The sequence below is a fragment of the Nonomuraea sp. NPDC050383 genome, from assembly GCF_044459125.1.
Lineage (GTDB): Bacteria > Actinomycetota > Actinomycetes > Streptosporangiales > Streptosporangiaceae > Nonomuraea.
Genome location: NZ_JBITIP010000001.1, coordinates 326,764 through 353,379 on the forward strand (window position 1 = coordinate 326,764; position 26,616 = coordinate 353,379).

Genomic DNA, 26,616 nt, shown 5'->3' on the forward strand with positions numbered 1-26,616 from the left:
TGGAGGGGAGCCCCGATCAAGGATCGGCTCGGTGCTCAGCCGGCGACCACCTCGTAACCGGCCTCTTCCACGACATCCCTGATCCGCTCGTCGTCGAGCGGGCCATCCGAGGTCACGGTCACCTGGCCGGTCGCCAGTTCGACATCCACCGAGGAGACCCCGGCGAGCTTGCCGATCTCGGTCGTCACCTTGCCGGCACACCCGCCGCAGGTCATCCCGGACACCTTGTACGTGCTCGTGCTCATCGCCATGCCTCCTTTGTTCATACCCCTACCGGGTAGCGGTCATGCGAGAGGGTACGCCGTGATGATCACCGAGGCAAGGGCCAGGCGGCGGGGACATGGGAGACCCATGTCACATTGCGGACTTGATACCCCGTATGGGTATCGTCGAAGCATGAGCGAACTCAGCAGGATCACCGTTGTCGGCGCATCCCTGGCGGGCCTCCGGGCCGTGCAGGCGCTGCGCCGGGAGGGCTTCGAGGGCGACGTCACGCTGGTCGGCGCCGAGACGCATGTGCCCTACAACCGCCCGCCGCTGTCGAAGAGCGTGCTGCGCGGCGACGACGACGTCACACTCCCCGGCGCGGAGGAACTCGGGGACCAGTGGCTGCGTGGGCGGCAGGCCGTACACCTCGACGTCCGAAGCCGGACGGTCACGCTCGACGACGGCGCCGAGCTCGGCTACGACGGCCTGGTCATCGCCACCGGCGCACGCCCGAGACAGCTCGACGGGGTGCACCGGCTCCGCACCATCGACGACGCGCTGGCACTGCGAGCGGAGCTGGAGTCGGGACATGAGCATGTAGTGGTCATCGGCGGCGGGTTCATCGGTGGCGAGGTGGCCTCCACCGCTCGGCAGCTCGGCCGGAAGGTCACCCTGGTCGACGCCGCGCCGTACCCCATGCATGCCGGGCTGGGTGAGGAGGCCTCGCGCTGGCTGGCCGTGCACCATGAGCGCAACGGCGTCGAGCTCATCACCCAGGCGCGGGTCACCGCCGTGGACGGCGGCCTGGTCCTGCTCGGCGACGGCCGCTCCCTCGCCGCGGACCTGGTCGTCGGCGGCATGGGCGTGGTGCCGAACACCGAATGGCTGGACGGCGCCCTGGCCGTGAACGACGGGGTGCTGTGCGAACCGACGCTGTTCGCCCAGGACACCGAGAACATCGTGGCCGCAGGGGACGTCGCACGCTGGCCGCACGGTCTCTTCGGCGGGGAGATGGTGCGCGTCGAGCACTGGTCCAACGCCAACGAGCAGGGCGCGGTCGCCGCCCGCAACCTCCTGACCGGACCGGAGAACGCCCAGCCATTCCTGGACGTGCCGAACTTCGCCACCCATGTGCACGGCGCCCGCATCCAGACGGCCGGGCTGCCGCACCTCGCGGACTCGGCGAGCATCGTCACCGGCTCACCCGAAGAAGATCGCTTCGCCGTGGCGTTCGCCCGGGACGGTGTGCTGGTGGGCGCCGTCGCCGTCAACTCCCCCAAGGAGCTGATCAAGCTCAAGCGGGCGATCACGGCACGCGAAACCGCCGCTCGCGACGCTTAGGAGGCCGCGCCGGCACTACTATGACCTATAGGAGTTGCGATCATGCCGGCCCAGCCCCAAACCGCCGTGACAGCCGACTTGTGACGTCATTCAGCCACTTTCTTTATATACCCCGTACTCGTATGATGCTGGCTCCACTACTAAGGAGCCTCATCATGGACCACAGTGGTCACCATCCGTCCCCGGAACCCGCTCTGCCGGCGGAGCACGAGCACCACACCGCGCCCACGGCCACCTGGGCGATGGCTGCGCAGGCGACGCTGCACTGCCTGACGGGTTGCGCCATCGGCGAGGTTCTGGGCATGGTCATCGGCACCGCCGCCGGCCTCTCCAATCTCGCCACCGTGGTTCTGTCCGTGGCGTTGGCCTTCGTGTTCGGCTATGCACTGACCATGCGCGGCGTGCTGCGGGCCGGGGTCGACTTCCGCACCGCGTTGAAGGTGGCGCTGGCCGCGGACACCATCTCCATCGCGATGATGGAGATCCTGGACAACGGGGTGATGCTGATCGTGCCTGGGGCCATGGACGCGGGTCTTGGCAACTGGCTGTTCTGGGTGGCGCTGGCCGGGTCGTTGCTCGTGGCCTTCGTGCTGACCACACCGGTGAACAAGTGGCTGATCTCCCGCGGCAAGGGTCACGCGGTGACACACCAGTACCACCACGGCCACTGAGGACCGCCTCACGCCATGCGGGCCCGTAGAACGCCGGCGTGCTCCTGGGAAAGATCCGTACGGCTCGTCGCCAGGATGCCCGACATGCGAGGATGCCTCATGAGCAAACTGACCGGACAGCAGATCGCGGACGAAGGGCTGGACGGGTGGGCATACCTGCTCGGCGGTCTGCAGGCCCGTATCCACACCAAGAACTTCGCGGCCGGGCTGTCGGTCGTCAACGCCATCGGCGCGGCAGCCGAGGAGATGGATCATCATCCCGATCTCAACCTGCGCTACACCCACGTAGACGTTCGGCTGACCAGTCACGACGAGCGCGCGGTCACGGACCGCGACATCCGGTTGGCCCGCGTCATCTCCTCCATCGCCGCCGACGCCGGGGCTCAGTTGGAAGCCTCGAACGTCTCCAGGCTCGAGCTCGCCCTCGACACCGCGGCCCGGGAGGAGATTCTGCCGTTCTGGGCCGCGGTGCTGGCGATGGAGCATCTGTCCGGCCCCGACTTCGGCGACGAACTCCGCGACCCGGCCGACGTTCTGCCGACCGTGTGGTTCCAGACGTCCGACAGCGAGGAACCTCGCCAGCGCTGGCATCTCGACGTGTGGGTGGATCCCGCGCAGGTCCAGCCACGCATCGACGCGGCGCTCGCCGCCGGCGGCACGCTGGTCAGCGACGCGGAGGCGCCGAGCTTCTGGGTGCTCGCCGACCCCGAAGGCAACCGGGCCTGCCTGTGCACCTGGCAGACCCGTCGCTGAGAGCAGCCGGCATCGCTGCCGGCGACACGTCCGGGAGTGCGGAACGAACAGGCGGCCGTCGGCGCTGACCTTGCATGACGGGTCGACGGAAGCGCGCGCCCACCGCTGTCAGAGGCCGGCCTGTGCCAGGACGTTCGCGAGTCCGGACGCGTCCAGCCTGGTCGAGAGGTACCAGGCGGTGCCCGCGCCTGCCTGGTGCCGGGTGACCGCCGGGCCGCCGCCGGCGTAGGTCACGGTCGCCGTGGCGCCGGTCAACTGGACGGTCTCGCTCCAGAAGGCGCCGGTTGTCCCGTCGGACAGCGCGACGGGGCCGGTCAGGGGGCGGAACTCCTCGACGCGGACGCCGAGCAGGTCGCGCAGCGCGCCGGGGTAGCCGCCCAGCCGGACGCGGGTATCGGGGTCGGCGATGCCGCTGAAGTACGACACGATCAAGGTGCCCCCGCCCTCGACGTACGCGGTGAGGTTGGCGACGGCCTCGTCAGAGATCAGGTACAGGGACGGCATCAGCACCGCCCGATAGCGCGAAATATCGTGGGAAGGGTGGACGAAGTCGGTGGCGAGACCCCGCTGCCACAGCACCCGGTGCGCCTGCTCCACCGACGCGCGGAAGTCCATCCCGGTCACGGGCAGGGCCGGGTTCCGCAGCGCCCAGGCGGCCTCGTCGTCCCAGAGAATGGCCACCTCGGCCTCGGCGGCCTCGGCGGGCTCCGCGGGCGGAAGGGCGCCGAGCGTCCGGCCCAGGTCGGCGATCTCACGGAAGATCCGGCTGTCGGCGCCCGCGTGCGGGACCATGCCCTGGTACCACTGCTCCGCCCCGCCCTGGGAGGCGCGCCACTGGAAATGCAGCACGCCGGTGGCCCCGCGGGCCACGTACTCCAGGCTGCGCCGCGCGTGCTCTCCCGGCTCCAGCGGGAGCGTCCCGTCGGGGGTGTACATGGCCGCGACGCCCTGCTCCATCAGCAGCCACGGCTTCCCGCGCGCCCAGGAGCGGGCCAGGTCGGAGGCGAAGGCGACCTGGGCGAGCCCGCCGTCGCCGGGCTCGTCGGTGTAGTGGTCGATGCCCACGAGATCGACCTCGGCCGACCACTTCCAGTGGTCCAGCGGCGTCCACCCCGCCATGACGTAATTGGTGGTCACCGGCTGCCGCCCATGGACGCGCAGGATGTCACGCTGCTCGCGGTAGTGGGCGAGCAGGGCGTCGGAGCAGAAGCGGCGGTAGTCGAGCAGGTGGGCGGGGTTCGACCGGTACTGGGTGGCCCGCGGTGGCATGATCTGCTCCCACGCCGAGTAGTGCTGGCTCCAGAACGCCGTGGTCCACGCGTCGTTGAGCGCGTCGAGGGACTCGTGCCGGTCACGCAGCCAGGCGCGGAAGGCCGTGGCGCAGTGATCGCAGTGGCAGGTCGTGCCGTACTCGTTGTGCACGTGCCACATGGCGGTCGCCGGGTGGGCGCCGTACCGCTCGGCGAGCACCGTCGCGATGCGGCGCGAGGCCGCCCGGTACGCGGGCGCGTTGACGCAGTACGTGTCACGGCTGCCATGGGTGAGCCGGGTCCCGTCGGCCCGCACCGGCATCGCGTCCGGATGGGCCAGGCCGAACCAGGGCGGCGGAGAGGCCGTCGGGGTCGCCAGGTTGACCTGGATGTCGTTGTCGTGCAGCAGATCCATGACGCGATCGAGCCAGCCGAAGTCGTGGACGCCCTCCGACGGCTCAAGCCGGGCCCAGGAGAAGACCCCCACGGTGACGAGGTTGACCTTCGCCTCCCGCATCAGCCGGACATCCTCCAGCCAGACGTCCTCCGGCCATTGTTCGGGGTTGTAGTCTCCGCCGAAATACATGCTCTCTCCAACTGGGGGTGTCGCGGCCGCTGATCAGTCGCTGCCGGTTACGTAACTCTGGATGGCCACGACCGCGCCGCCACGGGCCCATTCGCGGAAGTCGTCCACCTCGATCAGCACGTCGACCGAGTTCGCCTGGCCGCGCCGGTTCTCGCTGAGCGCCCGGTCGAGACCGTCCTTGGCGACGCGGGCCAGCTCCACACCCTCACCGGCCACGATCACCGTCTTGACCATGGAGAACGTCGCGACGTGGGCGATGAGCCTGCCGAGCGCGTCCGCGGCTTCGGTGACGACGCCGAGGCACACCTTGTCGCCTTCCGTGGCCAGGCGCATCACCTCCTCGTACGTCACCGGCCGCCGCAGCCCCTGCCCGGCGGCGGTCACGATGGACCCGCTGGCCAGGTAGGCGGAGGCGCAGCCGCGGTGGCCTTCCCCGCACATCGGCCCGCCCGCGTTCAGCACCAGGTGGGCGAACATGCCGAGGTCCGACTCGGCCGCCGTCACCAGATGATCGTGTACGACCAGGGCGTAGCCGACTCCCGCCCCGATCGAGACGAGCGCGAAGTCGCGCAGCCCGCGGGCCGCCCCGAACCAGTGATGCTGGTGACCGAGCGCCGCCACGTCGTTCTTGACCACGCACGGGATGCCCAGAGCCTGCTCCAGCAGTGACTTGAGCGGGACCTGCCGCCAGCCGAGAAACGACGAGTCGACCAGCCGCTCACCGCCGAGCTGGACCGCCGAGCGGGCGTCGCCGCCGAGCGTGACGCCGGCCCCGACCGGCGTCCGCTCGCCGCCGGCCAGCTCGTCGAGCAGCCCTCTGATCTGGCGGCACACGGCCTGGGGGCGGTGGTCGGAGATCGGCTCGTCGCGGGCCGCGACGATCTGGGCGCGAAGGTCGGTGACGACCGCGTGGACGCGGTCCGCGGTCAGCTTGACGCCGAAGAAGCAGTGCTCGCCCGCGGCCACGTCCAGCGGGCGGGTCGGGCGGCCGTTGACCGGGTCGTGGACCACGTCGCCTTCGACGAGGAGCCCGGCGTCGACCATGGGCTTGGTCAGCCGCGTCAGGCTGCCGGTGGACAGGCGCAGCGTCCTGGCCAGCGCGGTCCTGGACTGCGGACCGTGGATGATGAGCTCCTTGACGATGGAGCGTGCCGCGTCGGGCAAGGCGTCCCACATGCCGCACCATCCTTGGGGCTCCACCCGCATCAGCGCCAGCCTCTCTCACTTGATTTCGCGGCAAAGCTAGCATGTCCGCCACGTCACGAAGCGTTCACATAACACGCACGAAATCTATGCACAAGTAGTGACATGCCTCTCACCTTCTCCCTAGGTTGGCTCTGTTGCAAAGCTCGTCCGCTTTGTAGGAAGAAGGCACGGATGCGTATCACGAGGCTCGCCGGCTCGATCGCGGTGCTCAGCACGGCTGCCGTCCTCACGGCCTGCTCGTCGGGCACGTCGGGGAGCACCAGCACGCCGGCAGCGGCCGCAGGGCCGGTCACGCTGGAGTTCTGGTGCTGGGGCACGACTCAGAAGCCCAAGGTCGAAGCGTTCAACAAGTCCCACCCGGACATCCAGGTCAAGCACACCGACGTGGGAGGCGGCACGGACACCGCCGCCAAGCTGCTCACGGCGACCCGGGCGGGCAACGGCCCCGACGCCGCCTGCATCGAGTACGACACCCTGCCTTCCATGATCGTGGCCGGTGCGCTGGCCGACATCTCCGCCCACACCGGCGACGTCAAGACCGCCTTCAGCCCGGAAGTGTGGAACCTGACCAGCTTCGACGGCGCGGTGTACGGAGTGCCGCAGGACGTCGGCCCGATGGTGCTGGTCTACAACAAGAAGCGCTTCCAGGAGCTGAAGATCGAGCCGCCGGCCACGTGGCAGGACTTCGCGAAGGTCGCGGCGGACGTACGCAAGAAGGACCCGGAGACCTACCTCGCGACCTTCGCACCCGCGGAGTTCGGCAACTTCGCCGGGCTGGCGCAGCAGGCCGGCGCGTCCTGGTGGAAGGTCCAGGACCAGACGTGGACCGTGGGGATCGCCGACCAGCCCTCCCTCGAGGTGGCCGACTTCTGGCAGGGGCTCATCGACAAGGACCTCGTCAAGGCCGAGCCGCTGCTCACCCCGGAGTGGAACAACAAGCTGAACCAGGGCAAGATCCTCACCTGGCCGAGCGCGTTGTGGGCGCCGGGCGTGCTGTACGGCATCGCGGAGAAGCAGGCGGGCGACTGGGCCATCGCGCCGCTTCCCCAGTGGAAGGCGGGCGACGACCGGGTGGCCTTCCAGGGCGGGTCCGCGCTGACCGTCACGAAGACCTCCAAGCACGCCGAGGCCGCGGCCACGTTCGCCAAGTGGATGAACACCGACAAGGCGGCGAACGCTGTCCAGATCGAGCTGGGCGAGTACCCGGCGTCGCTGGCCGGGCAGCAGGCCGCGACAACCAGCGCGCCGCCCAAGCTCACGGCGAACCAGAAGGACTACTGGGACATCGCCACGAAGGCGGCCCAGCACACGATTCCGCACATCAGCTGGGGCCCGAACGTCAGCACCGCCAGCAGCGCGTACCAGGACGCCGTCGCCACCGCGGTCCGTGACCACACGCCGCTGCGGGACGCGCTGACGAAGACGCACAACCTCGTGGTGGCGGACATGAAGACCACCGGCTTCAAGGTCGCCGGCCCATGACCGCCCTGCCCAGGGCGGAGCGCAGGTCCCGGGCTCCCTATCTCTTCGTGGCGCCCGCCGTGCTGCTCTTCGTCGCCTTCCTGGCGGTCCCCATCGGCTACGCGATCCACCTCAGCGCGCGCGGCCTGAGACTGACCGGCAAAGGCATCTTCGGCACGCGCGAAGAGGTCTTCGTCGGGCTCGACAACTACGTCAAGACGCTCACCGATCCCGAGTTCTTCGCCGGCTTCGGCAGGCTCGCGATCTACGGCCTGATCAGCGTGCCGCTCACGCTCGGGCTGGCGCTGCTGTTCGCCCTGCTCCTCGACCACGCCGGTTCGCGGGCCAGGAGGTTCTCGCGCACGGCGATCTTCGTCCCGTACGCCGTACCCGGCGTGACGGCCTCGCTGCTGTGGGGCTTCATGTACCTGCCCTCGACCAGCCCCTTCAGCTACCTGACCCGGGAGCTGGGGCTGGGCGAGATCCCGTTTCTGGGGGCGGGCGGCATCTACCCGTCGCTGGCCAACATCGCGGTGTGGGGCGGCGTCGGCTTCAACATGATCATCATCTTCACGTCGCTGCGCGGCATCCCGCCGGAGCTGTACGACGCGGCGCGCATCGACGGCGCCTCCGAATGGCAGATCGCCTGGCGGATCAAGATCCCGCTGGTGGCGCCGGCCCTCGTGCTCACCGGGCTGTTCGCGCTGATCGGAACGCTGCAGGTGTACGGCGAGCCGACCACCGTGAAACCGATGACGCCGGAGATCTCCGGAGACTGGGTGCCCTTGATGCACATCTACCGCGACGCCTTCGTCCGCGACGACCTGGCGCTGGCCTCGGCCGCCTCCGTCCTGCTGGCGGTGGGCACGCTCGTGGTCTCGGTCGTGCTCCTGAAGGTCACCCAGAAGCGCGCGTTCGGAGGCATGCAATGAGCGCCGCCAACAGCGTGCTCGCGCACCGGCGCGCCCAGATCCTGCCCACCGTCGTCCTGCTCCTCGGCTCGATCTACTGCCTGGTGCCGGTCGCCTGGGTGCTGGTGGCCTCGACCAAGTCGAGCGGCGAGCTGTTCTCGACGTTCACCTTCGCGCCGGGAACGGGCCTGCTGGACAACCTGCGCGACCTGTTCACCTACGGGAACGGCCTCTACCTGCGGTGGACGGCCAACAGCGCCCTGTACGCGATCGCCGGCGCCGCGGCCTCGACCCTGATCTCGGCGCTGGCCGGGTATGCCATGGCCAAGTACGAGTTTCGCGGCCGGAGCGTCCTGTTCTACGCCATCCTGGCCGGCGTCCTCGTGCCCGGCATGACGCTGGCCATCCCGCAGTATCTGCTCATGTCCGAGCTCGACCTGGTGGGCGGCTACTGGTCGGTCCTGCTGCCGAGCCTCATCTCCCCGTTCGGCATCTACCTGGCCAGGGTCTACGCGATGGCCTCCGTCCCGGACACGACGATGGAGGCGGCCAGGATCGACGGAGCGAGCGAGTATCGCATCTTCGGCTCGATCGGGCTGCCCATGATGGTGCCCGGCATGGTGACGATCTTCCTGCTGCAGTTCGTCGGGAGCTGGAACAACTTCCTGCTGCCCTACATCATGCTGTCGGACGAGACCAAGTTCCCGATCACCGTGGGCCTGTACACCGTGCTCAGCAAGGGCTCGGGCCAGCCCACCCTGTACGGCATCGCCATCGTGGGCGCCGCCGTGTCGGTGATCCCGCTCATCGTCCTGCTGCTGACCCTGCAGCGCTTCTGGCGGCTGGACCTGCTCAGCGGAGGACTGAAAGGATGAAACAGCCGTCCATGGAGATTCTGCACTTCAGAGCCGCCGGCGTGTCCGTGGTGATCGAGTGTCCGCCCGATGCCCTGCCGGCGATCCTGCACTGGGGTCCGGACCTGGGCCCGCTCGAGGACGCGGCGCTGGCCCACCTGACGGCCGATCTCCGTCCGCGGCTCGACGCCGGCGTCGACGTGCCCGTACGGGTCCCGCTGGTGCCCGAGGCGCGTACCGGCTGGATGGGCCTGCCCGGCCTGTCCGGGCATCACCTGGGACAGAACTGGTCCCCCGCCTTCACCAGCGTCGTCTACCGGCGGACCGGGCAGACCCTCACCGCCACCGCCAGGGACGAGCACGCCCTCCTCTGCCTCACGATCGTCATCGAACTCGGCGACTCCGGCCTCCTGCGGGCCCGCGCGGACCTGCGCAACCAGTCCGAGTCCCCCTACAACCTGGACACGCTCAACCTCGCCTTCCCCGTGCCCGGCACCCCCACGGACCTGTTCGACCAGGCCGGGCGGTGGGCCAAGGAGCGCATCCCGCAGCGCCGCTCCCTCACCACCGGCATCCACCTGCGCGAGAACCGCCGCGGCAGGACCGGCCCCGACGCCGCCACCGTCCTGTTCGCGGGCACCTCCGACCTCGGCTTCCGGCGCGGCGAGGCCTGGGGCCTGCACGTCGGCTTCAGCGGCAACCACCGCCACTACGCCGAGCGCACCTCCAGCGGCCGGACCATGCTGGGCGGCGGCGAGCTGCTGCTGCCCGGCGAGATCATCCTGGCGCCGGGTGAGAGCTACGAAAGCCCCTGGCTCTACGCCACCTACGGGCGCGGCCTGGACGCCGCGGCCCGCCGCTTCCATGAGCACCTGCGCGCCAGGCCCGCGCACCCGTCCGGGCCCCGGCCCGTCATGCTCAACACGTGGGAGGCCGTCTACTTCGAGCACGACCTCGACCGCCTGCTGGAGCTGGCCGGCCGGGCCGCCAGGGTCGGGGTCGAGCGGTTCGTGCTGGACGACGGCTGGTTCCACGGCCGCCGCGACGCCCGGGCCGGGCTCGGCGACTGGACCGTGGACGCCGCCGTCTGGCCGGACGGGCTGACGCCGCTGGTCAAGCGGGTCAGGGAGCTCGGCATGCAGTTCGGGCTCTGGTTCGAGCCAGAGATGATCAATCCGGACTCCGACCTGGCCCGTGCCCACCCCGGCTGGATCATGCAGACCGGCGACCGCCTGCCGCCGCTCGCCCGCGATCAGCAGGTGCTGGACCTGACCAACCCCGAGGCGTACGCGTACGTCAGGACGCGGCTGCTCGCCTTGATCGGCGAGTACGACCTCGACTTCATCAAGTGGGACCACAACCGCGACCTCGTGGACGCGGGCTCCACGGCGAGAGGCGGCCGGGCCTCCGTCCACGCCCAGACGCACGCCGTCTACCGGCTGCTCGACGAGATCAGGGCCGAGCACCCGCGCCTGGAGATCGAGTCCTGCTCGGGCGGCGGCGGCCGGGTGGACCTCGGCATCCTGGAGCGGACCGACCGCGTCTGGGCCAGCGACTGCATCGACCCGGCCGAGCGCCGGCAGATCATGCGCTGGACCGGGCAACTGCTGCCGCCTGAGCTGATCGGCAGCCACATCGGCGCCGGCCGCTCCCACACCACCGGTCGCCGCCACGATCTCGCCTTCCGGGCCGCCACCGCGTTCTTCGGTCACTACGGGATCGAATGGGACCTCACCACGCTCACCGACGGCGAGCTGGACGACCTGGCCTCGTGGGTCGCCCTGCACAAACGGCACCGCCACCTGCTGCACACGGGCGTGGTGGTCCGCGTGGACGACGCTCCCGAGAGTGTGCAGGCCTATGGCGTCGTCGCCGCCGACGCCTCCGAGGCCGTCTACGAGATCGCCATGCTGGACCGCCCGTCCACCTGGCCGCCGGGCCGGCTCCGGCTGCCCGGGCTCGACCCGGCGACCGTCTACTCGGTGCGCCCGCTCATGCCCGTGACCTCGCACGGGACCGCCCCGGCCTGGACGACCGGCGACTTCGCCCTGCCCGGCTCCGCGCTGGCCGGCTCGGGCATCGCCGTGCCGCCGCTGTTCCCCGACGAATCCGTGCTGGTCCACGTCGTCGCCAGGAGCCGCTGATCAGGTCGCAGGCGATCCGAGCCGCCCGGGCGTGCGAGCACGACGCCCGCCCGGCTGCCGAGGTGGTGTCTCGCCGTCGCCCTCCTGCTCAGAGGAGGCCGGCATCGCGGACTTTCATCGCGACCTGGACGCGGTTGTCGGTGCCGAGCTTGGCGAAGATACGGGTGATGTTGGCCTTGACCGTGGCGACGCTCATGTAGAGCTGCTGCGCGATCTCGGTGTTGGAACGGCCTTTCGCCACCTCGACGGCGACCTGCCGTTCGCGGTCGGTCAACGTGGCCAGCTCGCGCTGGGCCTCCTCGCGGCGCGGCTCGTGGCCCCCGGTGGCGGCGGCGATCACCTGGTGGGTGACGCTCGGCGACAGCACCGGCTCGCCGGCGGCCACGGCGCGGACCGCCGCGACCATCCTGGCCGGCGGGGTGTCCTTGAGCAGGAACCCGGCGGCACCGATGCGAAGCGCCCGCAGCACCATGTCGTCGGCGTCGAAGGCGGTCAGCACGAGGATCCGCGGCGGCTCCGGCCAGGACAACAGCGTCTCGGTCGTGGCCAGGCCGTCCTGGCCCGGCATACGGATGTCCATCAGCACGACGTCCGGCCGCAGCTCGCGGATCACGCCGGTCGCCTCACGGCCGTCGCCCGCCTCGCCGATGATCTCCATGTCGGACTCGCCGCCCAGGATGAGGCGCAGGCCCGTCCGCACCATCGGGTCGTCGTCGACGATCACCACTCGGATCACGGGGTCAAGCCTTCCACGGCAGCTGGACGTCGAGGACGAAGCGTCCGTCGTGGTGGGCGTGCGCCATCGTGCCGCCCGCCATCCGGACCCGTTCGCCCAGGCCCACCAGGCCGAGCCGGCCACCGGGACCGGCGGACGCGCCGTAGGGCGTCGGGTTGGTCACGCGGATACGCAGCGCGTCGCCCGGCCGTCCGTCGAGCTCGACCACCACGCTGCTCCCCGGCGCGTGCTTGCGCGCGTTGGTGAGCGCCTCCTGCACGACCCGGTACGCGTTGCGCCCGGTCTGCGTGGGCAACAGGTCGCGCTGCTCGACGGTGTCGGTCACGACGATCTTCTGCCCGGCGGCCCGTACCTCGTGGAACAGCTCCCGCAGATCGGCCAGGGTCGGCTGCGGCGGCGCGGTGGCGCCGTCGGAGCGCAGGGTGCCGAGCACGGTGCGAAGCTCGTTCAGCGACTGGTGGGCGTTCTGCTGGATGGCCTGGGCGGTCTGCCGGGTCTGCTCGGGGTCGAGGTCGGTGCGGTAGGCCAGGCCGCCGGCGAGCATCGCCAGCAGCGACATGCGATGGGCCAGGGCGTCGTGCATCTCCTGGGCGATCTTCATGCGTTCGGCCAGCTTGGCCTGCGCGATGCGCTGCTGCTCCGCCAGCTCGGCGGCCAGCTCCGCGTCGCGCAGGGAACGCAGGTAGAGGCCGAGGACGGTCAGCCCGCCGAGGATCGCGGTGCTCGTCGTCAGGCTGATCACGGCGTGCTGCGCTGTGCCGCCCAGCACCGACTGAAGACACATGCACGTCCAGAGCAGGACCGCGAGCGGGATGATCTGCCGCCGGCGGCGGTGCGTGCACAGGGACACGTACGCCACCAGGGCCGGGCCGGTCGCCATGCTGGACAGGGCGGTCAGCAGCGCGGTCACCGCGGCGATCTGCCACGGCCACCGGTGCCGCCACCGCAGGAGGACCAGCCCCAGCACGCTCGGCCCCGCGTCGAGCAGGGCGCGCGGCAGCCGCTCCGGATTCTTCATGACGACCCAGACCCAGATCGCGCCGAAGAAGAGCATCGGCGCCAAGGCCGCGAGATGGCGCAGCGTGTTGCCCCACCGGTCGAGGGGCGGTCGATGGTCGGGGCAGTCGTGCACGCGCCCAAGCCTAGGAAGGCCGCGGCCGTGCCCCTAGCGACCCGGGTCGATCGCCGTACCACCCTGGGTCTATCCGATCGTCGCCCTGCCTCCGATGAGGCAGCCGCCCTTCTCGCGATGCACTTGGCCACGTGATCGAGTTCAACCATGTCACCAAGAGCTACAAGGACGTGAAGGCGCTCGACGACGTGTCCTTCACCGTCGAGCCGGGCAGCGTCACGGGATTCGTCGGTCCCAACGGCGCGGGCAAGTCCACCGCGCTGCGCATCCTGGTGGGGCTCGGCCGGGCCACCTCCGGGTCGGCCACCGTGTCCGGGCTCCCCTACCACCAGCTGGAGCGTCCCGCCCGCCAGGTCGGCACGCTGCTCGACGCCGGCGCCCTGCATCCGGGCCGCAGCGGGCGCGAAACCCTGACCCTCGGCGCCATCGCGCTGGGACTGCCCAGGGCGCGCGTCGGCGAGATGCTCGACCTGGTCGGCCTGACGCGCGCGGAGGCACGGCGTGCCGTCGGCTCGTACTCCCTCGGCATGCGACAGCGGCTCGGCATCGCGCACGCGCTGCTCGGCAAGCCCGGCGCGCTCGTCCTCGACGAGCCGGTCAACGGCCTCGACCCGCAGGGCATCCACTGGATGCGCGCGCTGCTGCGCGACCTGGCCGACGCGGGCTGCGCCGTCCTGCTCAGCTCCCACCTGCTGCACGAGGTGGAGCAGGTGGCCGACCACGTCGTGGTGATCGGCCGCGGCCGGGTCCTCCTCCAGGGGACCGTCGCCGAGCTCAACCGCGGCCGGGGCCTGGAACAGACCTTCCTCGAGTTGACCGCGAACGCCGATCGGAGCCTGGCATGACCGTCCCCTTCCACCGCCTGCTGGCCGTCGAGACCCGCAAGCTCTTCGACACCCGCAGCGCCGTCGTCCTGACCGCGGTCCTGCTCTGCCTGACCGTCGCGGCGATCGCGGGGCGCGGCCTGTACGCCGGCCCCGATCTGCGATGGCTGATCTGGACGGCCGGCATCGGCTACACCACCCTCCTGCCGGTGCTCGGGATCCTCACGGTGACGAACGAGTGGAGCCACCGCACGGCACTCACGACCTTCGCCCTCGAACCACGCCGGTGGCGGGTGATCGCCGCCAAGGTGGTCCCGCCGGCACTCGCCGCCGTGGTGGCCAGCCTGCTCGCGATGCTCGTCGCGGTTCCGGCGACCGCGCTGACCAGCGCCGTGCAGCACGTCCCGGCCCACTGGAACGCCACGCCCACGACGATGGCCGGCTGGACGGCCGCCAACGTGCTCTTCACCCTGATGGGGGTGGCCCTGGGCACGCTGCTGCTCAACGCCCCGGCCGCGATCGTCGTCCACCTGGCGAGCACCGGCGTGTGGAACGCCGTCGCCATGCTCGGAAGCGCCGGCGAGACGCTCGCGCGATGGCTCGACCTCAACAGGACCATCGCGCCGCTCGCCACCGGCGACTGGGCGGACATCTCCCCCGCCCGCCTCGCCGCCTCGGCCGCCGTGTGGATCGTCATTCCCCTGCTGCTCGGCACTGCCCGTGTGTCGCGCAAGGAAGTGAAATGACAGCACATCGATGATGAGGGCACCCACCGGCTCAGGGGGTACGTCCCCGGGCATGCCGGAAGGACATCTCATTCACCGTCACGCGGCTGAACAGCGGGCGGACCTGGCCGGGCGAGCGGTGCGCGTGTCGGGGCCGCAGGGGCGGTTCGACGCGCGGCCGTGGGACGGGCGGATGCTGACGGAAGTGGAGGCGGTCGGCAAGCACCTGCTGTACCACTTCGAGGACACCCCCACCGTGCACGTGCACCTGGGCATGCGGGGGATCTTCCTGCGGTACGACGTTCCGGGCACATCGCCGCGGCCCGGGACGCGGTTGCGGTTGGCCACCGACGAGGTGGCCTACGACCTCATCGCCCCGTCCCGCTGTGAGGCATTGTCGGCGGCGCAGGTGGCGGCGCTGCGGGGCTCGCTCGGGCCCGATCCGTTGCGCGCGGACGCCGTTCCGGAGCAGGCCGTGGCCCGGTTGACGGCCTTCACCGGGCCGGTGGGCGCGGCCGTGCTCGACCAGGGAGTGTGGTCGGGGATCGGGAACGCGTGGCGGGCCGAGTTGCTCTTCCTCGTCGGCCTGCACCCGAACGCCCGCGGCGTCTCCCCGGAAGCCGCCGGGCGGCTCTGGGACACCGCGGTCACGTACCTCGCTCTCGGCCGGGACGCCGGGCAGGTGGTGAGCGACCCGGAGGCGCCTTCGGAGCGCTGGGTGTACCGGCGCGAGCACTGCCGCAGCTGCGGCGCACCCGTCCTGACCTGGCAACTCGCTTCCAGGACCGCATATTCTTGCCCCATGGAACAGCAGGAGTGCCGTTGACCGGCCTCCTCGACATCCGGCGTGTCTACGTCGAGCCCGAGGCGGCCGTCCTGCCGCGTGGGCGGCAGATCCTCGCTCGATTCCCCGGCGCCGAGATCGTCGAAGTCGAGAGCCACCACCGCATCCCGCAGTTGTACGGCGACGAGGCGAACGTGGCCCGCTGGGTGCGGATCAAGACCGAGGCGCTCGTGCTCGGCGTCAAGAAGTCGCTGACCGCCCGCCCCAACGGCCGTTCGGCCGACTTCATCGCGCCGTCCACGGCCAACGGCTGCGCGATGGCGTGCGCCTACTGCTATGTGCCGCGCCGCAAGGGCTACAGCAACCCCATCACGGTGTTCGCCAACATCGACAAGATCGCCGGCTATCTGCGGCGGCATGCCGGTCGCCAGGGCGACAAGCCCGAGCCCGACCAGGTCGATCCCCGTCTGTGGGTGTACGACATCGGCGAGAACTCCGACTGCTCGGTCGACGCCATGATCTCCGAGAACGTACGGGACCTGGTGGAGCTCTTCCGTGACCTGCCGAACGCCAAGGCCAGCTTCGCCACCAAGTACGTCAACCGCGACCTGCTCGACTGGGACCCGCGGGGGCACACGCGCATCCGCTTCAGCCTCATGCCCGCCGCCGACTCCAAGCTGCTGGACATCCGCACCTCCCCCATCGCCGAACGCATCGACGCGATCAACGACTTCGTGGCGGCCGGTTACGAGGTCCACGTCAACCTGAGCCCGGTGGTGGTCCGGGACGGCTGGCTGGAGGACTGGGCCGAGCTGCTGGACCGGCTCGACGACTCGGTGTCTCCCGAGGCCCGTGCCCAGCTCGCCGCCGAGGTGATCTTCCTGACCCACAACGACCGGCTCCACCAGGTCAACCTGGGCTGGCATCCCAAGGCGGAGGAGGTGCTGTGGCGGCCGGAGCTTCAGCAGGCCAAGCGCTCCGAGACGGGCGGCTGGAACGTCCGCTACCGCAACGGTCACAAGGGGCGCTATGTCACCGCCCTCACCGACCTGCTCGCCGCCAAGCTCCCCTACTGCCGCATTCGCTACGCCTTCTGAGAGCCGGAACCTCAGCGACGGCCAGGCCGCGCAACACAGGTGTCGTTCCTCAGTCGAGCCGGGAGACCTGGTAATGGCTGATGAGCCAGCCCTCCTCGATCCGCCGCACCAGCACGCTGAGGTAGACGTGGAGGGTGGGGCGGTCCCGGAAGGAGAAGTCGACGGCCAGGTAACCGAGGACGAGGTCGTCAGCGGGCGCCCTGGTCTCCAGGATGCGGTACGCGGCCGTCAAGCCGGGTGGCTGGGAGGCATAGTAAGCGGCGATACCCGGCCGCCCGACGTCGTAGGGGTGCAGCCCCTGGAAGATCGCGTCCTCGGTGAACAGGGCCGCGATCTGCTGGGGTTCGTGCGCGTCGATGCCGGCCTTCCACCGGTCGAGGACGTCGCGGAGGACCGTTTCCCGGTCCATGTCACTGGTCATCAGACTTCTCCTGTCGCTGGAACGGGACTCACATGGTTGGGCTCGGTGAGTGGTCCCCGGTCAGTGGCCGGCGCTCATGCCGCCGTCGACGTGGAGGATTTCGCCGGTGACAAAGGGGGCGTTCTCCAGGAAGACGACCGCGTCCACGATGTCCTTCGTCTCACCCATCCGGCCTGCCGGATGCAGCGCCGCGAGGGCCTCGTGGGTCTCTTCCGCATGCATGGGGGTTTTGATGGTCCCCGGTGAGACGGCGTTGACGCGGATGCCGCGCGTGGCGTACTCGATGGCGAGGGATTTGGTGGCGGCCTGCAGGCCGCCCTTGGTCAGTGAGGCCAGCACGGACGGGACCCGGGAGTCGGGGTTGTCGACCAGGCTGGTGGTGATGCTGACGACGTGGCCGCCGCCCTGGGTGAGCATGCGCGCGATGGCGAGCTGGGTGAAGTGGAAGAAGCCGTCGAGGTTCACGTCGGTCACCACGGCGTAATCATCGAGGGTGTAGTCAGTGAACGGCTTGGCGACGAAGATGCCCGCGTTGTTGACCAGGGTGTCCACGCGGCCGAATCGCTCGACGGCCGCGGCTGTCGCACGTTCGGCGGTGACACGGTCGGCGATGTCGCCCTGGACGGTGACGACGCCGGGGTCGTCCGAGGGAGCGATGGTGCGGGAGACAGCAACAACGGCGTAGCCCAGGTGGCGATATGCCTCGACGATGCCGGCCCCGATGCCCTGCGACGCACCGGTGATGACCGCGACCTTCTGACCGTGGTTGTTCATGATGACCTTCTCTGGTGGTTGAGGATGCTTCCAGCCGAACTAGCCGACCGGTCGTCTATAAGGTAGACGACCGGTCTACAATCGTCAAAGTGAGCCGGAGTGGCCTCAGCTTCTCGGTCGCATGCGACGAGCCTGTTGGCCGGCACCTCTCCCCCGTCGATGCTAATAGGCGACCGGTCTAGTAAAAGTAGATGACCGGTCGTACACTAGTAATATGGGACGAACGAGTGACGCCAAGGAGAGGATCCTCAGCGCCGCGCAGACGCTCATCGAGCTGCGTGGCTACTCCGCGTTGGGCGTGGCCGAGATCTGCAAGGCGGCGGGCGTGCCGAAGGGTAGCTTCTACTACTTCTTCAGCTCCAAGGAGGACCTCGCCCTGGCCGTCATCGACGAGCACTGGGCCGCCCAGCGCAGCAACTGGGACCGTATCCTGCGCAACGATGACCCGCCGCTCCAGCGCCTTCGGCAGCTGTTCGAGGTGACCCAGGCCGACCAGCGCGCCGGGCAGCAAAGCTGCGGCACCGTCTCGGGCTGTCTCTTCGGCAACCTGACCCTGGAGATGAGCAACCAGACAGAAGCCCTCCGTGTACGCCTGCAGCAGATCTTCGACGCGCAGGTCGACATGGTCGACAAGGTCATCGCTGAAGCCCGCGAGCGCGACGAGGCCATCGTCGCCGACACCCACGAGGCGGCACGATCCGTCGTCGCCCAGCTTGAGGGCCAAGTGCTCTTCGCCAAGCTCTACAACAACACCCAACGCCTCGACGCTCTGTGGACCAACTGCCTGGCCATTCTCGGCGCCACCGCATCCGTCGGAGGTCAGGAGGCGCCGGTGACCCCGGCGCGGTGAAGAACCTGCACCCGTCCATCCCGGCAGTTCCCGGCCGCGGCACGGGCTTCACGGCAACCATCATCACGCCCGAGACCTCACGAGTCAGCGCCACGCCAAGGTTGTGACACAGGCACCCAGCCGGCCGATCAGGACAGGGCGGTGCCTGAACGCGCGGGAACCTGGAGATACGGCTTTGCCCCGCCTTGAGGTAGGGCGCAGGCCCACCGGGCAGGCTGCGGGGGTGCACGGGGTCGATGCATGGCAGGGGGTCCCGGTCGCCGGCAGCGGATACGCCGGTGGCGCTTGCCCTGACCGTTCGCGGCGACACCGCAGCCGGCGGCCGCTGGTCCTCCGCCACCCGGCACGCCCAGCGGCAATCAGCGAAAGGACACCGTGATGACTTCTGTGAGGGCCGACGCGTCCGGCCGATTCATGATCGACGATGCTCTCCCCGTCAACCGCCTCGGCTACGGAACCATGCAGCTGACCGGCCCCGGCGTATGGGGGCCTCCGGCCGATCCGGACGGGGCTGTGCGGGTGCTGCGCCGGGCGGCGGAACTCGGTGTGACTCTCTTCGACACCGCCGACTCCTACGGCCCGTTGGTGGCCGAGCCGCTGCTCCGCCGCGCCCTCGCCCCGTACGGCGAGGACATCGTCATCGCCACCAAGGCCGGGCTCACCCGGCAGGGCCCCGACAAGTGGACACCTGTCGGTAGGCCGGCCTATTTGCGCCAGCAGTGCGAGATGAGCCTGCGCATCCTCGGAGTCGACCACATCGCGCTGTTCCAGCTGCACCGCGTCGATCCAGAAGTGCCCCTGGAAGACCAGGTCGGCGAGCTGAAAGCGCTGAAGGACGAAGGGAAGATCGCGCACATCGGCCTGTCGGAGGTGAGCATCGACCAGATCGCACAGGCCCGCGCCATCGTCCCGATCGCTTCCGTGCAGAACCTGTACAACCTGGCCAACCGCACGGCCGAGAACGTGCTCGAGTACTGCGAAGACCATCACATCGCCTTCATCCCGTGGTTCCCGCTGGCCACCGGCGGCCTGGCGAAGCCCGGCGGACCGTTCGAGGAAGTCGCCTCCCGGCTGTCGGCCACGCCGTCACAGCTCGCGCTCGCGTGGCTGCTCCACCGCTCACCGGTCATGCTGCCCATTCCTGGCACCTCGTCGGTGGAGCATCTCGAGGAGAACGTGGCAGCTGCCGGCCTCCAGCTGACCGATGAGGATGTCGCCGAGATGACCGCGGCCGTCACGACCGCCGAAACCGGATGACGAGGCAAGGAGGCAGAGCCATGTCTCAGGCGTATGACCCCCGCCACACAGCCGTCCTGCTGGTCGACCCTTACAACGACTTCCTTTCTGAGGGCGGCAAGGTCTGGCCGCGCGTAGAGTCCGTGGCGCAGCAGGTCGGGCTGCTGGGTCACCTGCGCTCTGTGATCGCGTCCGCCCGGGAGACCGGCATACGGGTGGTGATCGTTCCGCATCGGCGCTGGGAGCCTGGTGACTACGAGACATGGGACCACCCCAACCCCACACAACGCGCCATCATGCAGCGGCACAGCTTCGCCCGCGGGACCTGGGGTGGGGAGTTCCACCCGCACTTCCAGCCGCAGCCCGGCGACGTCGTGGCCCGTGAGCACTGGGCGCAGAGCGGGTTCGCCAACACCGACCTTGACTTCCAGCTCAAGCAGCACGGCATCACCCATGTCGTGCTCGTCGGCCTGCTGGCGAACACCTGCATCGAGTCCACCGGCCGCTTCGCCATGGAACTCGGCTACCACGTCACGCTCGTGCGTGACGCCACCGCGGCGTTCCTCCCCGAGATGATGCACGCCGCGCACGAGCTGAACGGCCCCACCTTCGCCCACGCCATCATCACTACCAGGGAGCTCACCACCGCATTCGAGGACGCGGCCCCGTCCGTGCCACGGACGCCGCCACAAACGCAAGCGGGAAGCTTCGGTGAGTGAGCGCCGCCACATCCGCCGTCCGACGCCCTGCCGGATCGGCCGCGTGGTGCCGACGTGATCAGGGGTTCCATGCCAGGCACTCCAGGTCGGCCCCGCTCAGCTGTCAGCCCTGTTGAGGACCGCACCTACGGGAGCGACACATCCTGTCTTGGACGGCCACTGAGTTTCCCCGGGGCGACCCCGGGGCAGGCTGCACGAATCTCATCATGTCGGCCTTGCTATGAGCACAGGGGGCGCAGGTCATGGACATGAAACTCGAAGTCCTCGTGGTGCCGGTCGCCGATGTCGACCGGGCCAGGGACTTCTACACGGGGCTCGGCTGGCGGCTCGACGCCGACATCTCCACCGGCGAGGACTTCCGGGTGGTGCAGGTCACTCCGCCCGGCTCCCCGGCCTCGATCATCTTCGGCACGTCGGTCACGTCCCAGACACCGGGCTCGGCCCAGGGCATCCATTTGATCGTGGACGACATCGACGCCGCCCACGCGGAGCTCAAGCGGCTCGGTGCCGAGCCGAGCGAGGTGTTCCACGACGAAGGCGGCGTCTTCCACCACGCGGGTGCCGACGCCCGGGTGCCCGGCCCGGATCCGCAGCGTACGAGCTACGGCTCGTTCCTGTCGTTCAGCGACCCGGACGGCAACGGCTGGATCCTGCAGGAGATCACCACCCGGCTCCCCGGACGGGTGGACCCGTCGATCACCAGCTTCGCCTCGACGGCGGACCTCGCGGCGGCGCTACGCCGCGCCGCCGCCGCGCACGGCGAGCACGAGGCGCGCACCGGCGCCGAGGACCCGAACTGGCCGGACTGGTACGCCGACTACATGGTGCGCGAACAGGCCGGAGACGAACCGCCGTCATGAGCGCGGCCACCTACCGTGCCACGCCCACGCCCGCCACACGTGCCGGCCGCCCAGCGCCGCGAGCGCGCCCGCGTCCGAAGCGAGAAGGGCATCCGCTGCGGCGGCCGGCCCCTGGCTTCCGCAGCCTGAAATCCTCCTGCCCAACCTGGTGATCGTTCCCGGTCACAGCACTGGGGACGCCGCTTCGGCTGTCACCGTGCGAGCCGGTGCACCGATGTGGCTCGGTTCATCCGGTGATGCTCATGCGGGTTCCTCCAGTTTGCGGGCGATGCTTTCCAGGGCGGACAGGTCCGCGGGCGAGAGCCGGTCGATGACGTGGCGGCGGACCGATTCCAGGTGGGCCGGGGCGGCGTCCTCGAGCGTCTCCAGGCCCTGCTCGGTGAGGACGAGATAACAGCCCCGGCCGTCGTCCGGGTCGGGCTCGCGCCGCACGAGACCGCGGGTCTCCATGCGGCTGGCGTGCCGCGACAGGCGGCTGCGCGACCAGCCCATCTTGGCGGCCTGCTCGTGCAGCGTGCTGGCGTGGCCCGGGCGCTCGGAGAGCGTGCTGAGCACCTCGTAGTCGGGGTCGGACAGGCCGATCGCGGCCAGGTCTTGGGCGGTGCGCGACTGGATCGCGATCATCATCCGTCGCAGGGCGCGCCAGGCGCGTTCCTCGTCCGCGTCGAGCCAGCGCACCGTCTCACCGGACCATGTCTTTGACATGTAAACAAATTACCAGCTAGGTTCGTTTCCATGTCAACGAAACCTGTGCGGGTCCTTGTCCTCGTGTGCAGCACCCGTCCCGGCGCTCTCGGGCCGGTGGTGGGCCGGTGGCTGATCGACACCATCGCGCCACAGGCCGCGGAGCTGGGCGTGGAACTCGTGCCGGTGTCCCTTGGCGACCTCGCCCTGCCGTTCCTCGACGAGGAGGACGTGCCGGCCGCCGGCGTCTACCGGCACGAGCACACCAAGCGGTGGAGCGCGATGGTGGACGCGGCGGACGGCTTCATCGCGGTCACCTCCGAGTACAACTACGGCATGCCGGCGGCCTTCAAGAACGCCCTCGACTACCTGGGCCGGGAATGGGCGTGGAAGCCGATGGGGTTCGTCAGCTACGGCAACACCTCGGCGGGCACCCGATCGGTCCAGCACGCCAAGCAGGTGGTGACCACGCTGCGACTGGTGCCGCTGGGTGCCACGGTCGCCCTGCGCATCGCCGACACGGTGGACAGCGGGCGGCTCCGCCCGGACGCCGGCCGCGGCCAGGCCGCCATCGGGGTCCTGGACGAGCTCGTCCGCCTCGCCCACGCTCTGCGGCCGATGCGCGAGCGAACCCGCTCAGGTCCGGAGGCGGTGCCGCTGCCGGGGTCGTACGTGAGAGCGCTGACCCCGGACGACGCTCCGGAGGTTCTGGTGCTCCAGCGTTGCTGCTGGGTGGAGGAGGCGCTGGCCAACGAAACCCTGGCCCTCTCCGCCCTGGAGGAGTCGCTGGAGCAGGTACGCGCATGGCTGGCCACCTGGCAGGCCACGGGCCTGTGGCGGGACGGCCGGCTCCTCGGCATGGTGCGCACGCGACGCGTGGACGACGACTGGCACGTGGGCCGCCTCGGCGTCGTCCCCGACCTGCGCGGCCAGGGCGTGGGGCGCTGGCTGCTGCGCGAGGCCGAAGCCGCGGTCGACGCCGGGTGCCGCCGCATCGTGCTGTCCACCGGCGCCCGGAGCCGGCACAACATCCGCCTCTACCACGCCCAGGGTTACCGCACGGAGTCGTCCGACGGCGCGACAGCCTTCCTCACCAAGCCCGTGCCCGCGGATGGCGCCGTCGGCGTTCCTGACGAGGAGCTGACAGGGGCGGGATGACGAGACCGCCGCCCCAGGCGAACCAACCCCGCTGGAGCCGCGTTCGACCACTCTCGCGGGTCAGGCGCGTGGTCCGGCGCCGTGCAGCAGGGTGTCGATGATACGGGCGGCGAGGGTGTCCGGGTCGGCGCCGTCCGCGTTGCCGTGCAGGGATTCACCGATGAGCGCGTAGTAGACCCGGCGCACCCAGTCGAGGTCGGCCGCCTGGTCGATGAGCTTGTCGTCCTGGGCCCGCTTCAGTACGGCGGTGCAGCTGCGGGCGATGTCCTGGTGGAGGGCGGCGGCCTCGCTGCCGGGGTCTGCCGGCAGCCCCAGCGCGAACGCCCAGGCGCCCTTGATCTCGAGCACGTTGGCGGTGATCCGGTGCATCGCCACCAGCGGCGGCGCGGTGTCCGGCCGGCCGTCGTCGACCGCCTGGGCGAGCTGGCGGGCCGCGGACGAGGCCAGCGCATCGACCAGCGCCTGCCGGCTGGCGAACCGCCGGTGAATGGTCGTGCGGGCCACTCCCGCGGCTGCGGCGATCTGCTCCATGGAGGCGCCCGGCTCCTGGGCGAGCACCCGCTCGGCCGCCTCCAGGATCGCTCGCACGCTGCGCTCCGCGTCCGCCCGCAACGATCGCGCCACCGTCTCACCCATCACGCCTCCTGTTCGACCACTTATCCAGAAACACATTACATCGTTGATGCCGTCACGCACTTATCTGCATCACCTCTGTTGCATATAGACGGTTTGCTGGTACATTCTGATTCCAGTTGACACCGACTCAGGTGCCACCGGCCAAGGAGAACCGCATGCACAGCACCGCCCTCATCACCGGAGCGTCGTCCGGCCTCGGCAAGGAATTCGCCACCCAGCTCGCCGCCCAGGGCCACGACGTGATCCTGGTGGCGCGCTCCGGCGACCGGCTCACCGCCCTCGCCCAGCGTCTGACCGCCGAACACGGCGTCCGCGCCCATGTGCTGGTCCAGGACCTCGCCGAGCCGGACGCCGCCCGCCGCGTCGCCGACCAGCTGACCACCCGCGGTCTGAACGTCGACCTCCTGATCAACAACGCCGGCTTCGGCACCTGCGGCCGCTTCGAGGAGATACCGGCGGCCCGCGACCACGACCAGCTGATGGTCAACGTCGTCGCACTCGTCGACCTCACCCACGAGGTGCTGCCCGGCATGCTGGAGCGCGGCCGCGGCGCGATCGTCAACGTCGCCTCCAACGCCGCCTTCCAGCCCTCCCCGTACTTCGCCGTCTACGGCGCGGCCAAGACCTTCGTGCTGAACTTCGGCCTCGCCCTGCGACAGGAGTACCGCCGGCGCGGCATCCGCGTGCTCACCCTGTGCCCCGGCCCGGTCGAGACCGCCTTCTTCGACACCATCGGCACCCGCAACGCGGCCGTCACCGGCTCCATGACCACCCCCGAGCCCGTCGTCCGCGCGGCCCTGCGCGCGCTGGAGCGAGACCGCGGCTACGTCGCCCCCGGATTCAGCAACGCCCTCACCGCGCACCTGACCCCCCGGCGCCCCCGGACCCTGGTCGCCGCCATCGCCGAACGCATCACCCGCAAGGTCCTCACCCCCTCGGCTGCCGCCCCCTCGACCGTGGCGGAGCACGTCGCATGAGGCCCTCCGCCGCCCCCGTCGGCGCGGCCTCGGCGATGCTGCTCGTCGGCACCTCCACCGCGGTCTCCGCCACCATCGCCGACTACCCGGTCTTCACCGGCCAGGCCCTGCGCTATGCCATCGCCGCGGCCATCCTGCTCGCCGTCGTGGGCCACCAGCGCCTGCCCCGCGTCCGCCTGACCGCACGTGACATGCTGCTCCTGGTCGCGCTGGCCGCCACCGGCCTGGCCGGTTTCAACCTCTTCCTCGTCGAAGCCACCCGGCACGCCGGCCCCGCCATGATCGGCACCGTGATCGGAGCCGTCCCCCTCGTCCTCGCCCTCGTCGGCCCCCTGATGGAACGCCGGCGCCCGGCCCCCCGCACCGTCGGCGCCGCGCTCGTGGTGGCACTCGGCGCAGCCGTCGCCGCCGGCCTCGGCTCGGGCAGCCTGACGGGCCTCCTGCTGTCCCTGGGCGCGCTCGCCGGCGAGGTGGCGTTCTCCCTGCTCGCCATCCCCCTGTTGCCCAAACTCGGCCCCCTGAGGGTCGCCGCCTATCCCGCCGCCCTGTCCGTCCCCATGCTGCTGGCCGCAGGGCTCGCCCTGGACGGCACGGCCTCCCTGCGGCTGCCCACACCCGGCCAGGCAGCCGCCTTCGGCTACCTCGGCGCGATCGTCACCGCAGCCGCCTTCTTCCTCTGGTACGACGCGCTGCGCCGCCTCGGCGCCGACCGCGCGGGCCTCTTCGCCGGCCTCGTACCGGTAGGGGCACTGCTCACCACCCTCGCGCTCGGCCTCGGCCAGGCGGGCCCCGCCGACGTCGCCGGCACCCTGCTCGTCGCGGCAGGCGTCGTCCTCGGCCTGCGGCGACCGAAGGTCCGGTCACGGGCTCACCGCCGGGCCACGGACGCGGCCGAGCGAACGATCCCGGCTCCATCTCCATGAGAGTGCCCTCGACGAAAAGGGACATCAACTGGCGAAATGCCCTCTCAGCCCGGCGAAGAGGGCTTCGAGAACGCGGTCGACGTAGGCATGCGTCAGCTGTTCGTTGGTGATCAGGTACCTGAAGTACAGAGGTCCGGACAGGATCGCCATCGCCAGGTCCAGGTCGAAGTCGGGTGAGATCTGCCCCTGCTCGCGCGCCCTTTCCAGCCGGGCGACGGTCTTGGCCTCCTGCGGGGCGATGAATCGCTCGCTGAGCGCGGCGGCGATCTGGGGATCGTACTGGGCCTCGCCCACGAGCGCCCGGACCAGCGGGCCGAACGGCGGCCGGCCCAGCAGGTCGACGGCCGCGTGGATCTGCGCGCGCAGGTCGGCGACGATATCGCCGGTGTCGGGGTAGTCCAGTCCCGATTCGTTCAACGACATGAGGGAATCGAGGAACAGGGCTCCCTTGGACGACCAGCGGCGGTAGATCGTGTGCTTGCCGACGCCGGCGCGGGCCGCCACCGCCTCGATGCTGAGTTTGGCGTAACCGATCTCCTGGCCCAGCTCCAGCGTGGTCCGCATGATGGCTACGGTCCGGTCGGCGCTCTTCTCCCTCATTTTCGCCACCATAGCAGCACGGCACGTGCCGTATTGACAGCTTTGACATGATTCCTCCATCCTGTACGGCACGTGCCGTACCGGATAGGGAATGGA

At 70.1% G+C, this 26,616-nt stretch carries 28 protein-coding genes; 18 read left to right on the forward strand and 10 right to left on the reverse strand.

What is annotated here, in order from left to right; genetic code table 11:
• Window positions 1-35: 35 nt before the first annotated feature.
• Window positions 36-245, reverse strand: a complete 210-nt coding sequence (locus ACIBG4_RS01460) for a heavy-metal-associated domain-containing protein (RefSeq protein ID WP_397200178.1) — start codon at window positions 243-245, stop codon at window positions 36-38.
• A 151-nt stretch (window positions 246-396) separates the two neighbouring features.
• Here ACIBG4_RS01460 and ACIBG4_RS01465 point away from each other — a divergent pair, with 151 nt between their 5' ends.
• The 3 genes from ACIBG4_RS01465 to ACIBG4_RS01475 all read left to right on the forward strand — a co-directional run bounded on the left by ACIBG4_RS01465 (window position 397) and on the right by ACIBG4_RS01475 (window position 2,972).
• The gene (locus ACIBG4_RS01465; RefSeq protein WP_397200179.1) at window positions 397-1,548 is read left to right on the forward strand and encodes an NAD(P)/FAD-dependent oxidoreductase; all 1,152 of its coding nucleotides are present in this window, start codon (window positions 397-399) and stop codon (window positions 1,546-1,548) included.
• Between the two features lie 155 nt (window positions 1,549-1,703).
• Window positions 1,704-2,219: a DUF4396 domain-containing protein gene (locus tag ACIBG4_RS01470; RefSeq protein ID WP_397200180.1), complete on the forward strand. Its 516-nt coding sequence runs from the start codon at window positions 1,704-1,706 to the stop codon at window positions 2,217-2,219.
• Between the two features lie 75 nt (window positions 2,220-2,294).
• Window positions 2,295-2,972, forward strand: coding sequence for a 4a-hydroxytetrahydrobiopterin dehydratase (locus tag ACIBG4_RS01475; protein ID WP_397200181.1), 678 nt, complete (start codon window positions 2,295-2,297; stop codon window positions 2,970-2,972).
• A 108-nt stretch (window positions 2,973-3,080) separates the two neighbouring features.
• Here ACIBG4_RS01475 and ACIBG4_RS01480 read toward each other — a convergent pair whose 3' ends face one another.
• Window positions 3,081-4,808, reverse strand: a complete 1,728-nt coding sequence (locus ACIBG4_RS01480) for a beta-galactosidase (RefSeq protein WP_397200182.1) — start codon at window positions 4,806-4,808, stop codon at window positions 3,081-3,083.
• A 33-nt stretch (window positions 4,809-4,841) separates the two neighbouring features.
• Entirely contained in the window at window positions 4,842-5,984 is a 1,143-nt protein-coding gene (locus ACIBG4_RS01485) for an ROK family protein (RefSeq protein ID WP_397200183.1), read from the reverse strand.
• Window positions 5,985-6,185: 201 nt separating this feature from the next.
• Here ACIBG4_RS01485 and ACIBG4_RS01490 point away from each other — a divergent pair, with 201 nt between their 5' ends.
• The 4 genes from ACIBG4_RS01490 to ACIBG4_RS01505 are packed head-to-tail and all read left to right on the forward strand — an operon-like array spanning window position 6,186 to window position 11,384.
• Window positions 6,186-7,496 carry an ABC transporter substrate-binding protein gene (locus tag ACIBG4_RS01490; RefSeq protein WP_397200184.1) on the forward strand — a complete coding sequence of 437 codons (1,311 nt, stop codon included), beginning with the start codon at window positions 6,186-6,188 and terminating at the stop codon, window positions 7,494-7,496.
• The gene (locus tag ACIBG4_RS01495) at window positions 7,493-8,407 is read left to right on the forward strand and encodes a carbohydrate ABC transporter permease (RefSeq protein ID WP_397200185.1); all 915 of its coding nucleotides are present in this window, start codon (window positions 7,493-7,495) and stop codon (window positions 8,405-8,407) included. The genes ACIBG4_RS01490 and ACIBG4_RS01495 overlap by 4 nt, the downstream gene beginning before the upstream one ends.
• Window positions 8,404-9,261 carry a carbohydrate ABC transporter permease gene (locus tag ACIBG4_RS01500; RefSeq protein WP_397200186.1) on the forward strand — a complete coding sequence of 286 codons (858 nt, stop codon included), beginning with the start codon at window positions 8,404-8,406 and terminating at the stop codon, window positions 9,259-9,261. The genes ACIBG4_RS01495 and ACIBG4_RS01500 overlap by 4 nt, the downstream gene beginning before the upstream one ends.
• A gap of 11 nt (window positions 9,262-9,272) precedes the next feature.
• Window positions 9,273-11,384 (forward strand): alpha-galactosidase, encoded by a 2,112-nt coding sequence (locus ACIBG4_RS01505; protein WP_397200187.1) that lies wholly within the window; start codon window positions 9,273-9,275, stop codon window positions 11,382-11,384.
• 88 nt (window positions 11,385-11,472) lie between these two features.
• Here ACIBG4_RS01505 and ACIBG4_RS01510 read toward each other — a convergent pair whose 3' ends face one another.
• Together ACIBG4_RS01510 and ACIBG4_RS01515 are read right to left on the reverse strand one after the other, a co-directional pair.
• Window positions 11,473-12,120 (reverse strand): response regulator transcription factor, encoded by a 648-nt coding sequence (locus tag ACIBG4_RS01510; protein WP_310711807.1) that lies wholly within the window; start codon window positions 12,118-12,120, stop codon window positions 11,473-11,475.
• A gap of 4 nt (window positions 12,121-12,124) precedes the next feature.
• Window positions 12,125-13,252: a sensor histidine kinase gene (locus ACIBG4_RS01515; protein WP_397200188.1), complete on the reverse strand. Its 1,128-nt coding sequence runs from the start codon at window positions 13,250-13,252 to the stop codon at window positions 12,125-12,127.
• 131 nt (window positions 13,253-13,383) lie between these two features.
• On the opposite strand from ACIBG4_RS01515, the gene ACIBG4_RS01520 reads away from it, so the two are divergent.
• The 4 genes from ACIBG4_RS01520 to ACIBG4_RS01535 are packed head-to-tail and all read left to right on the forward strand — an operon-like array spanning window position 13,384 to window position 16,682.
• Window positions 13,384-14,097, forward strand: coding sequence for an ABC transporter ATP-binding protein (locus ACIBG4_RS01520; RefSeq protein WP_397200189.1), 714 nt, complete (start codon window positions 13,384-13,386; stop codon window positions 14,095-14,097).
• A complete protein-coding gene (locus ACIBG4_RS01525; RefSeq protein ID WP_397200190.1) occupies window positions 14,094-14,822 on the forward strand; it encodes an ABC transporter permease in 729 nt (242 codons plus the stop codon). Before ACIBG4_RS01520 ends, ACIBG4_RS01525 begins: the two co-directional genes overlap by 4 nt.
• A 52-nt stretch (window positions 14,823-14,874) precedes the next feature.
• Window positions 14,875-15,627 (forward strand): DNA-formamidopyrimidine glycosylase family protein, encoded by a 753-nt coding sequence (locus ACIBG4_RS01530; RefSeq protein WP_397200191.1) that lies wholly within the window; start codon window positions 14,875-14,877, stop codon window positions 15,625-15,627.
• Entirely contained in the window at window positions 15,624-16,682 is a 1,059-nt protein-coding gene (locus tag ACIBG4_RS01535; protein ID WP_397200192.1) for a spore photoproduct lyase family protein, read from the forward strand. Before ACIBG4_RS01530 ends, ACIBG4_RS01535 begins: the two co-directional genes overlap by 4 nt.
• Window positions 16,683-16,731: 49 nt before the next feature.
• Here the strand turns inward: ACIBG4_RS01535 and ACIBG4_RS01540 are convergent, their stop codons facing one another.
• Both ACIBG4_RS01540 and ACIBG4_RS01545 read right to left on the reverse strand, forming a co-directional pair.
• Window positions 16,732-17,103, reverse strand: coding sequence for a YybH family protein (locus ACIBG4_RS01540; protein ID WP_397200193.1), 372 nt, complete (start codon window positions 17,101-17,103; stop codon window positions 16,732-16,734).
• A 60-nt stretch (window positions 17,104-17,163) separates the two neighbouring features.
• Entirely contained in the window at window positions 17,164-17,877 is a 714-nt protein-coding gene (locus ACIBG4_RS01545) for an SDR family NAD(P)-dependent oxidoreductase (protein WP_397200194.1), read from the reverse strand.
• 214 nt (window positions 17,878-18,091) lie between these two features.
• On the opposite strand from ACIBG4_RS01545, the gene ACIBG4_RS01550 reads away from it, so the two are divergent.
• The 4 genes from ACIBG4_RS01550 (at window position 18,092) to ACIBG4_RS01565 (ending at window position 21,542) form a co-directional block, all read left to right on the forward strand.
• Window positions 18,092-18,727, forward strand: coding sequence for a TetR/AcrR family transcriptional regulator (locus ACIBG4_RS01550; RefSeq protein WP_397200195.1), 636 nt, complete (start codon window positions 18,092-18,094; stop codon window positions 18,725-18,727).
• Between the two features lie 378 nt (window positions 18,728-19,105).
• Window positions 19,106-19,984, forward strand: coding sequence for an aldo/keto reductase (locus ACIBG4_RS01555; RefSeq protein WP_397200685.1), 879 nt, complete (start codon window positions 19,106-19,108; stop codon window positions 19,982-19,984).
• 20 nt (window positions 19,985-20,004) lie between these two features.
• On the forward strand, window positions 20,005-20,682 hold the full coding sequence (locus ACIBG4_RS01560; protein ID WP_397200196.1) for an isochorismatase family cysteine hydrolase: 678 nt from the start codon (window positions 20,005-20,007) through the stop codon (window positions 20,680-20,682).
• A 248-nt stretch (window positions 20,683-20,930) separates the two neighbouring features.
• Complete coding sequence (locus ACIBG4_RS01565) at window positions 20,931-21,542, forward strand: VOC family protein (protein ID WP_397200197.1); 612 nt, start codon at window positions 20,931-20,933, stop codon at window positions 21,540-21,542.
• Window positions 21,543-21,782: 240 nt separating this feature from the next.
• Here the strand turns inward: ACIBG4_RS01565 and ACIBG4_RS01570 are convergent, their stop codons facing one another.
• Window positions 21,783-22,247 carry a MarR family winged helix-turn-helix transcriptional regulator gene (locus tag ACIBG4_RS01570; RefSeq protein WP_397200198.1) on the reverse strand — a complete coding sequence of 155 codons (465 nt, stop codon included), beginning with the start codon at window positions 22,245-22,247 and terminating at the stop codon, window positions 21,783-21,785.
• A 30-nt stretch (window positions 22,248-22,277) separates the two neighbouring features.
• Between ACIBG4_RS01570 and ACIBG4_RS01575 the strand changes: the two genes are divergently transcribed.
• A complete protein-coding gene (locus ACIBG4_RS01575) occupies window positions 22,278-23,384 on the forward strand; it encodes a GNAT family N-acetyltransferase (RefSeq protein ID WP_397200199.1) in 1,107 nt (368 codons plus the stop codon).
• 60 nt (window positions 23,385-23,444) lie between these two features.
• Here ACIBG4_RS01575 and ACIBG4_RS01580 read toward each other — a convergent pair whose 3' ends face one another.
• Window positions 23,445-24,020, reverse strand: coding sequence for a TetR/AcrR family transcriptional regulator (locus ACIBG4_RS01580; RefSeq protein ID WP_397200200.1), 576 nt, complete (start codon window positions 24,018-24,020; stop codon window positions 23,445-23,447).
• 155 nt (window positions 24,021-24,175) lie between these two features.
• On the opposite strand from ACIBG4_RS01580, the gene ACIBG4_RS01585 reads away from it, so the two are divergent.
• Both ACIBG4_RS01585 and ACIBG4_RS01590 read left to right on the forward strand, forming a co-directional pair.
• Complete coding sequence (locus tag ACIBG4_RS01585) at window positions 24,176-24,997, forward strand: SDR family NAD(P)-dependent oxidoreductase (RefSeq protein WP_397200201.1); 822 nt, start codon at window positions 24,176-24,178, stop codon at window positions 24,995-24,997.
• The gene (locus ACIBG4_RS01590) at window positions 24,994-25,920 is read left to right on the forward strand and encodes a DMT family transporter (RefSeq protein WP_397200202.1); all 927 of its coding nucleotides are present in this window, start codon (window positions 24,994-24,996) and stop codon (window positions 25,918-25,920) included. Before ACIBG4_RS01585 ends, ACIBG4_RS01590 begins: the two co-directional genes overlap by 4 nt.
• A 24-nt stretch (window positions 25,921-25,944) precedes the next feature.
• On the opposite strand, the gene ACIBG4_RS01595 is transcribed toward ACIBG4_RS01590, so the two are convergent.
• On the reverse strand, window positions 25,945-26,520 hold the full coding sequence (locus ACIBG4_RS01595; protein ID WP_397200203.1) for a TetR/AcrR family transcriptional regulator: 576 nt from the start codon (window positions 26,518-26,520) through the stop codon (window positions 25,945-25,947).
• Window positions 26,521-26,616 lie beyond the last annotated feature (96 nt).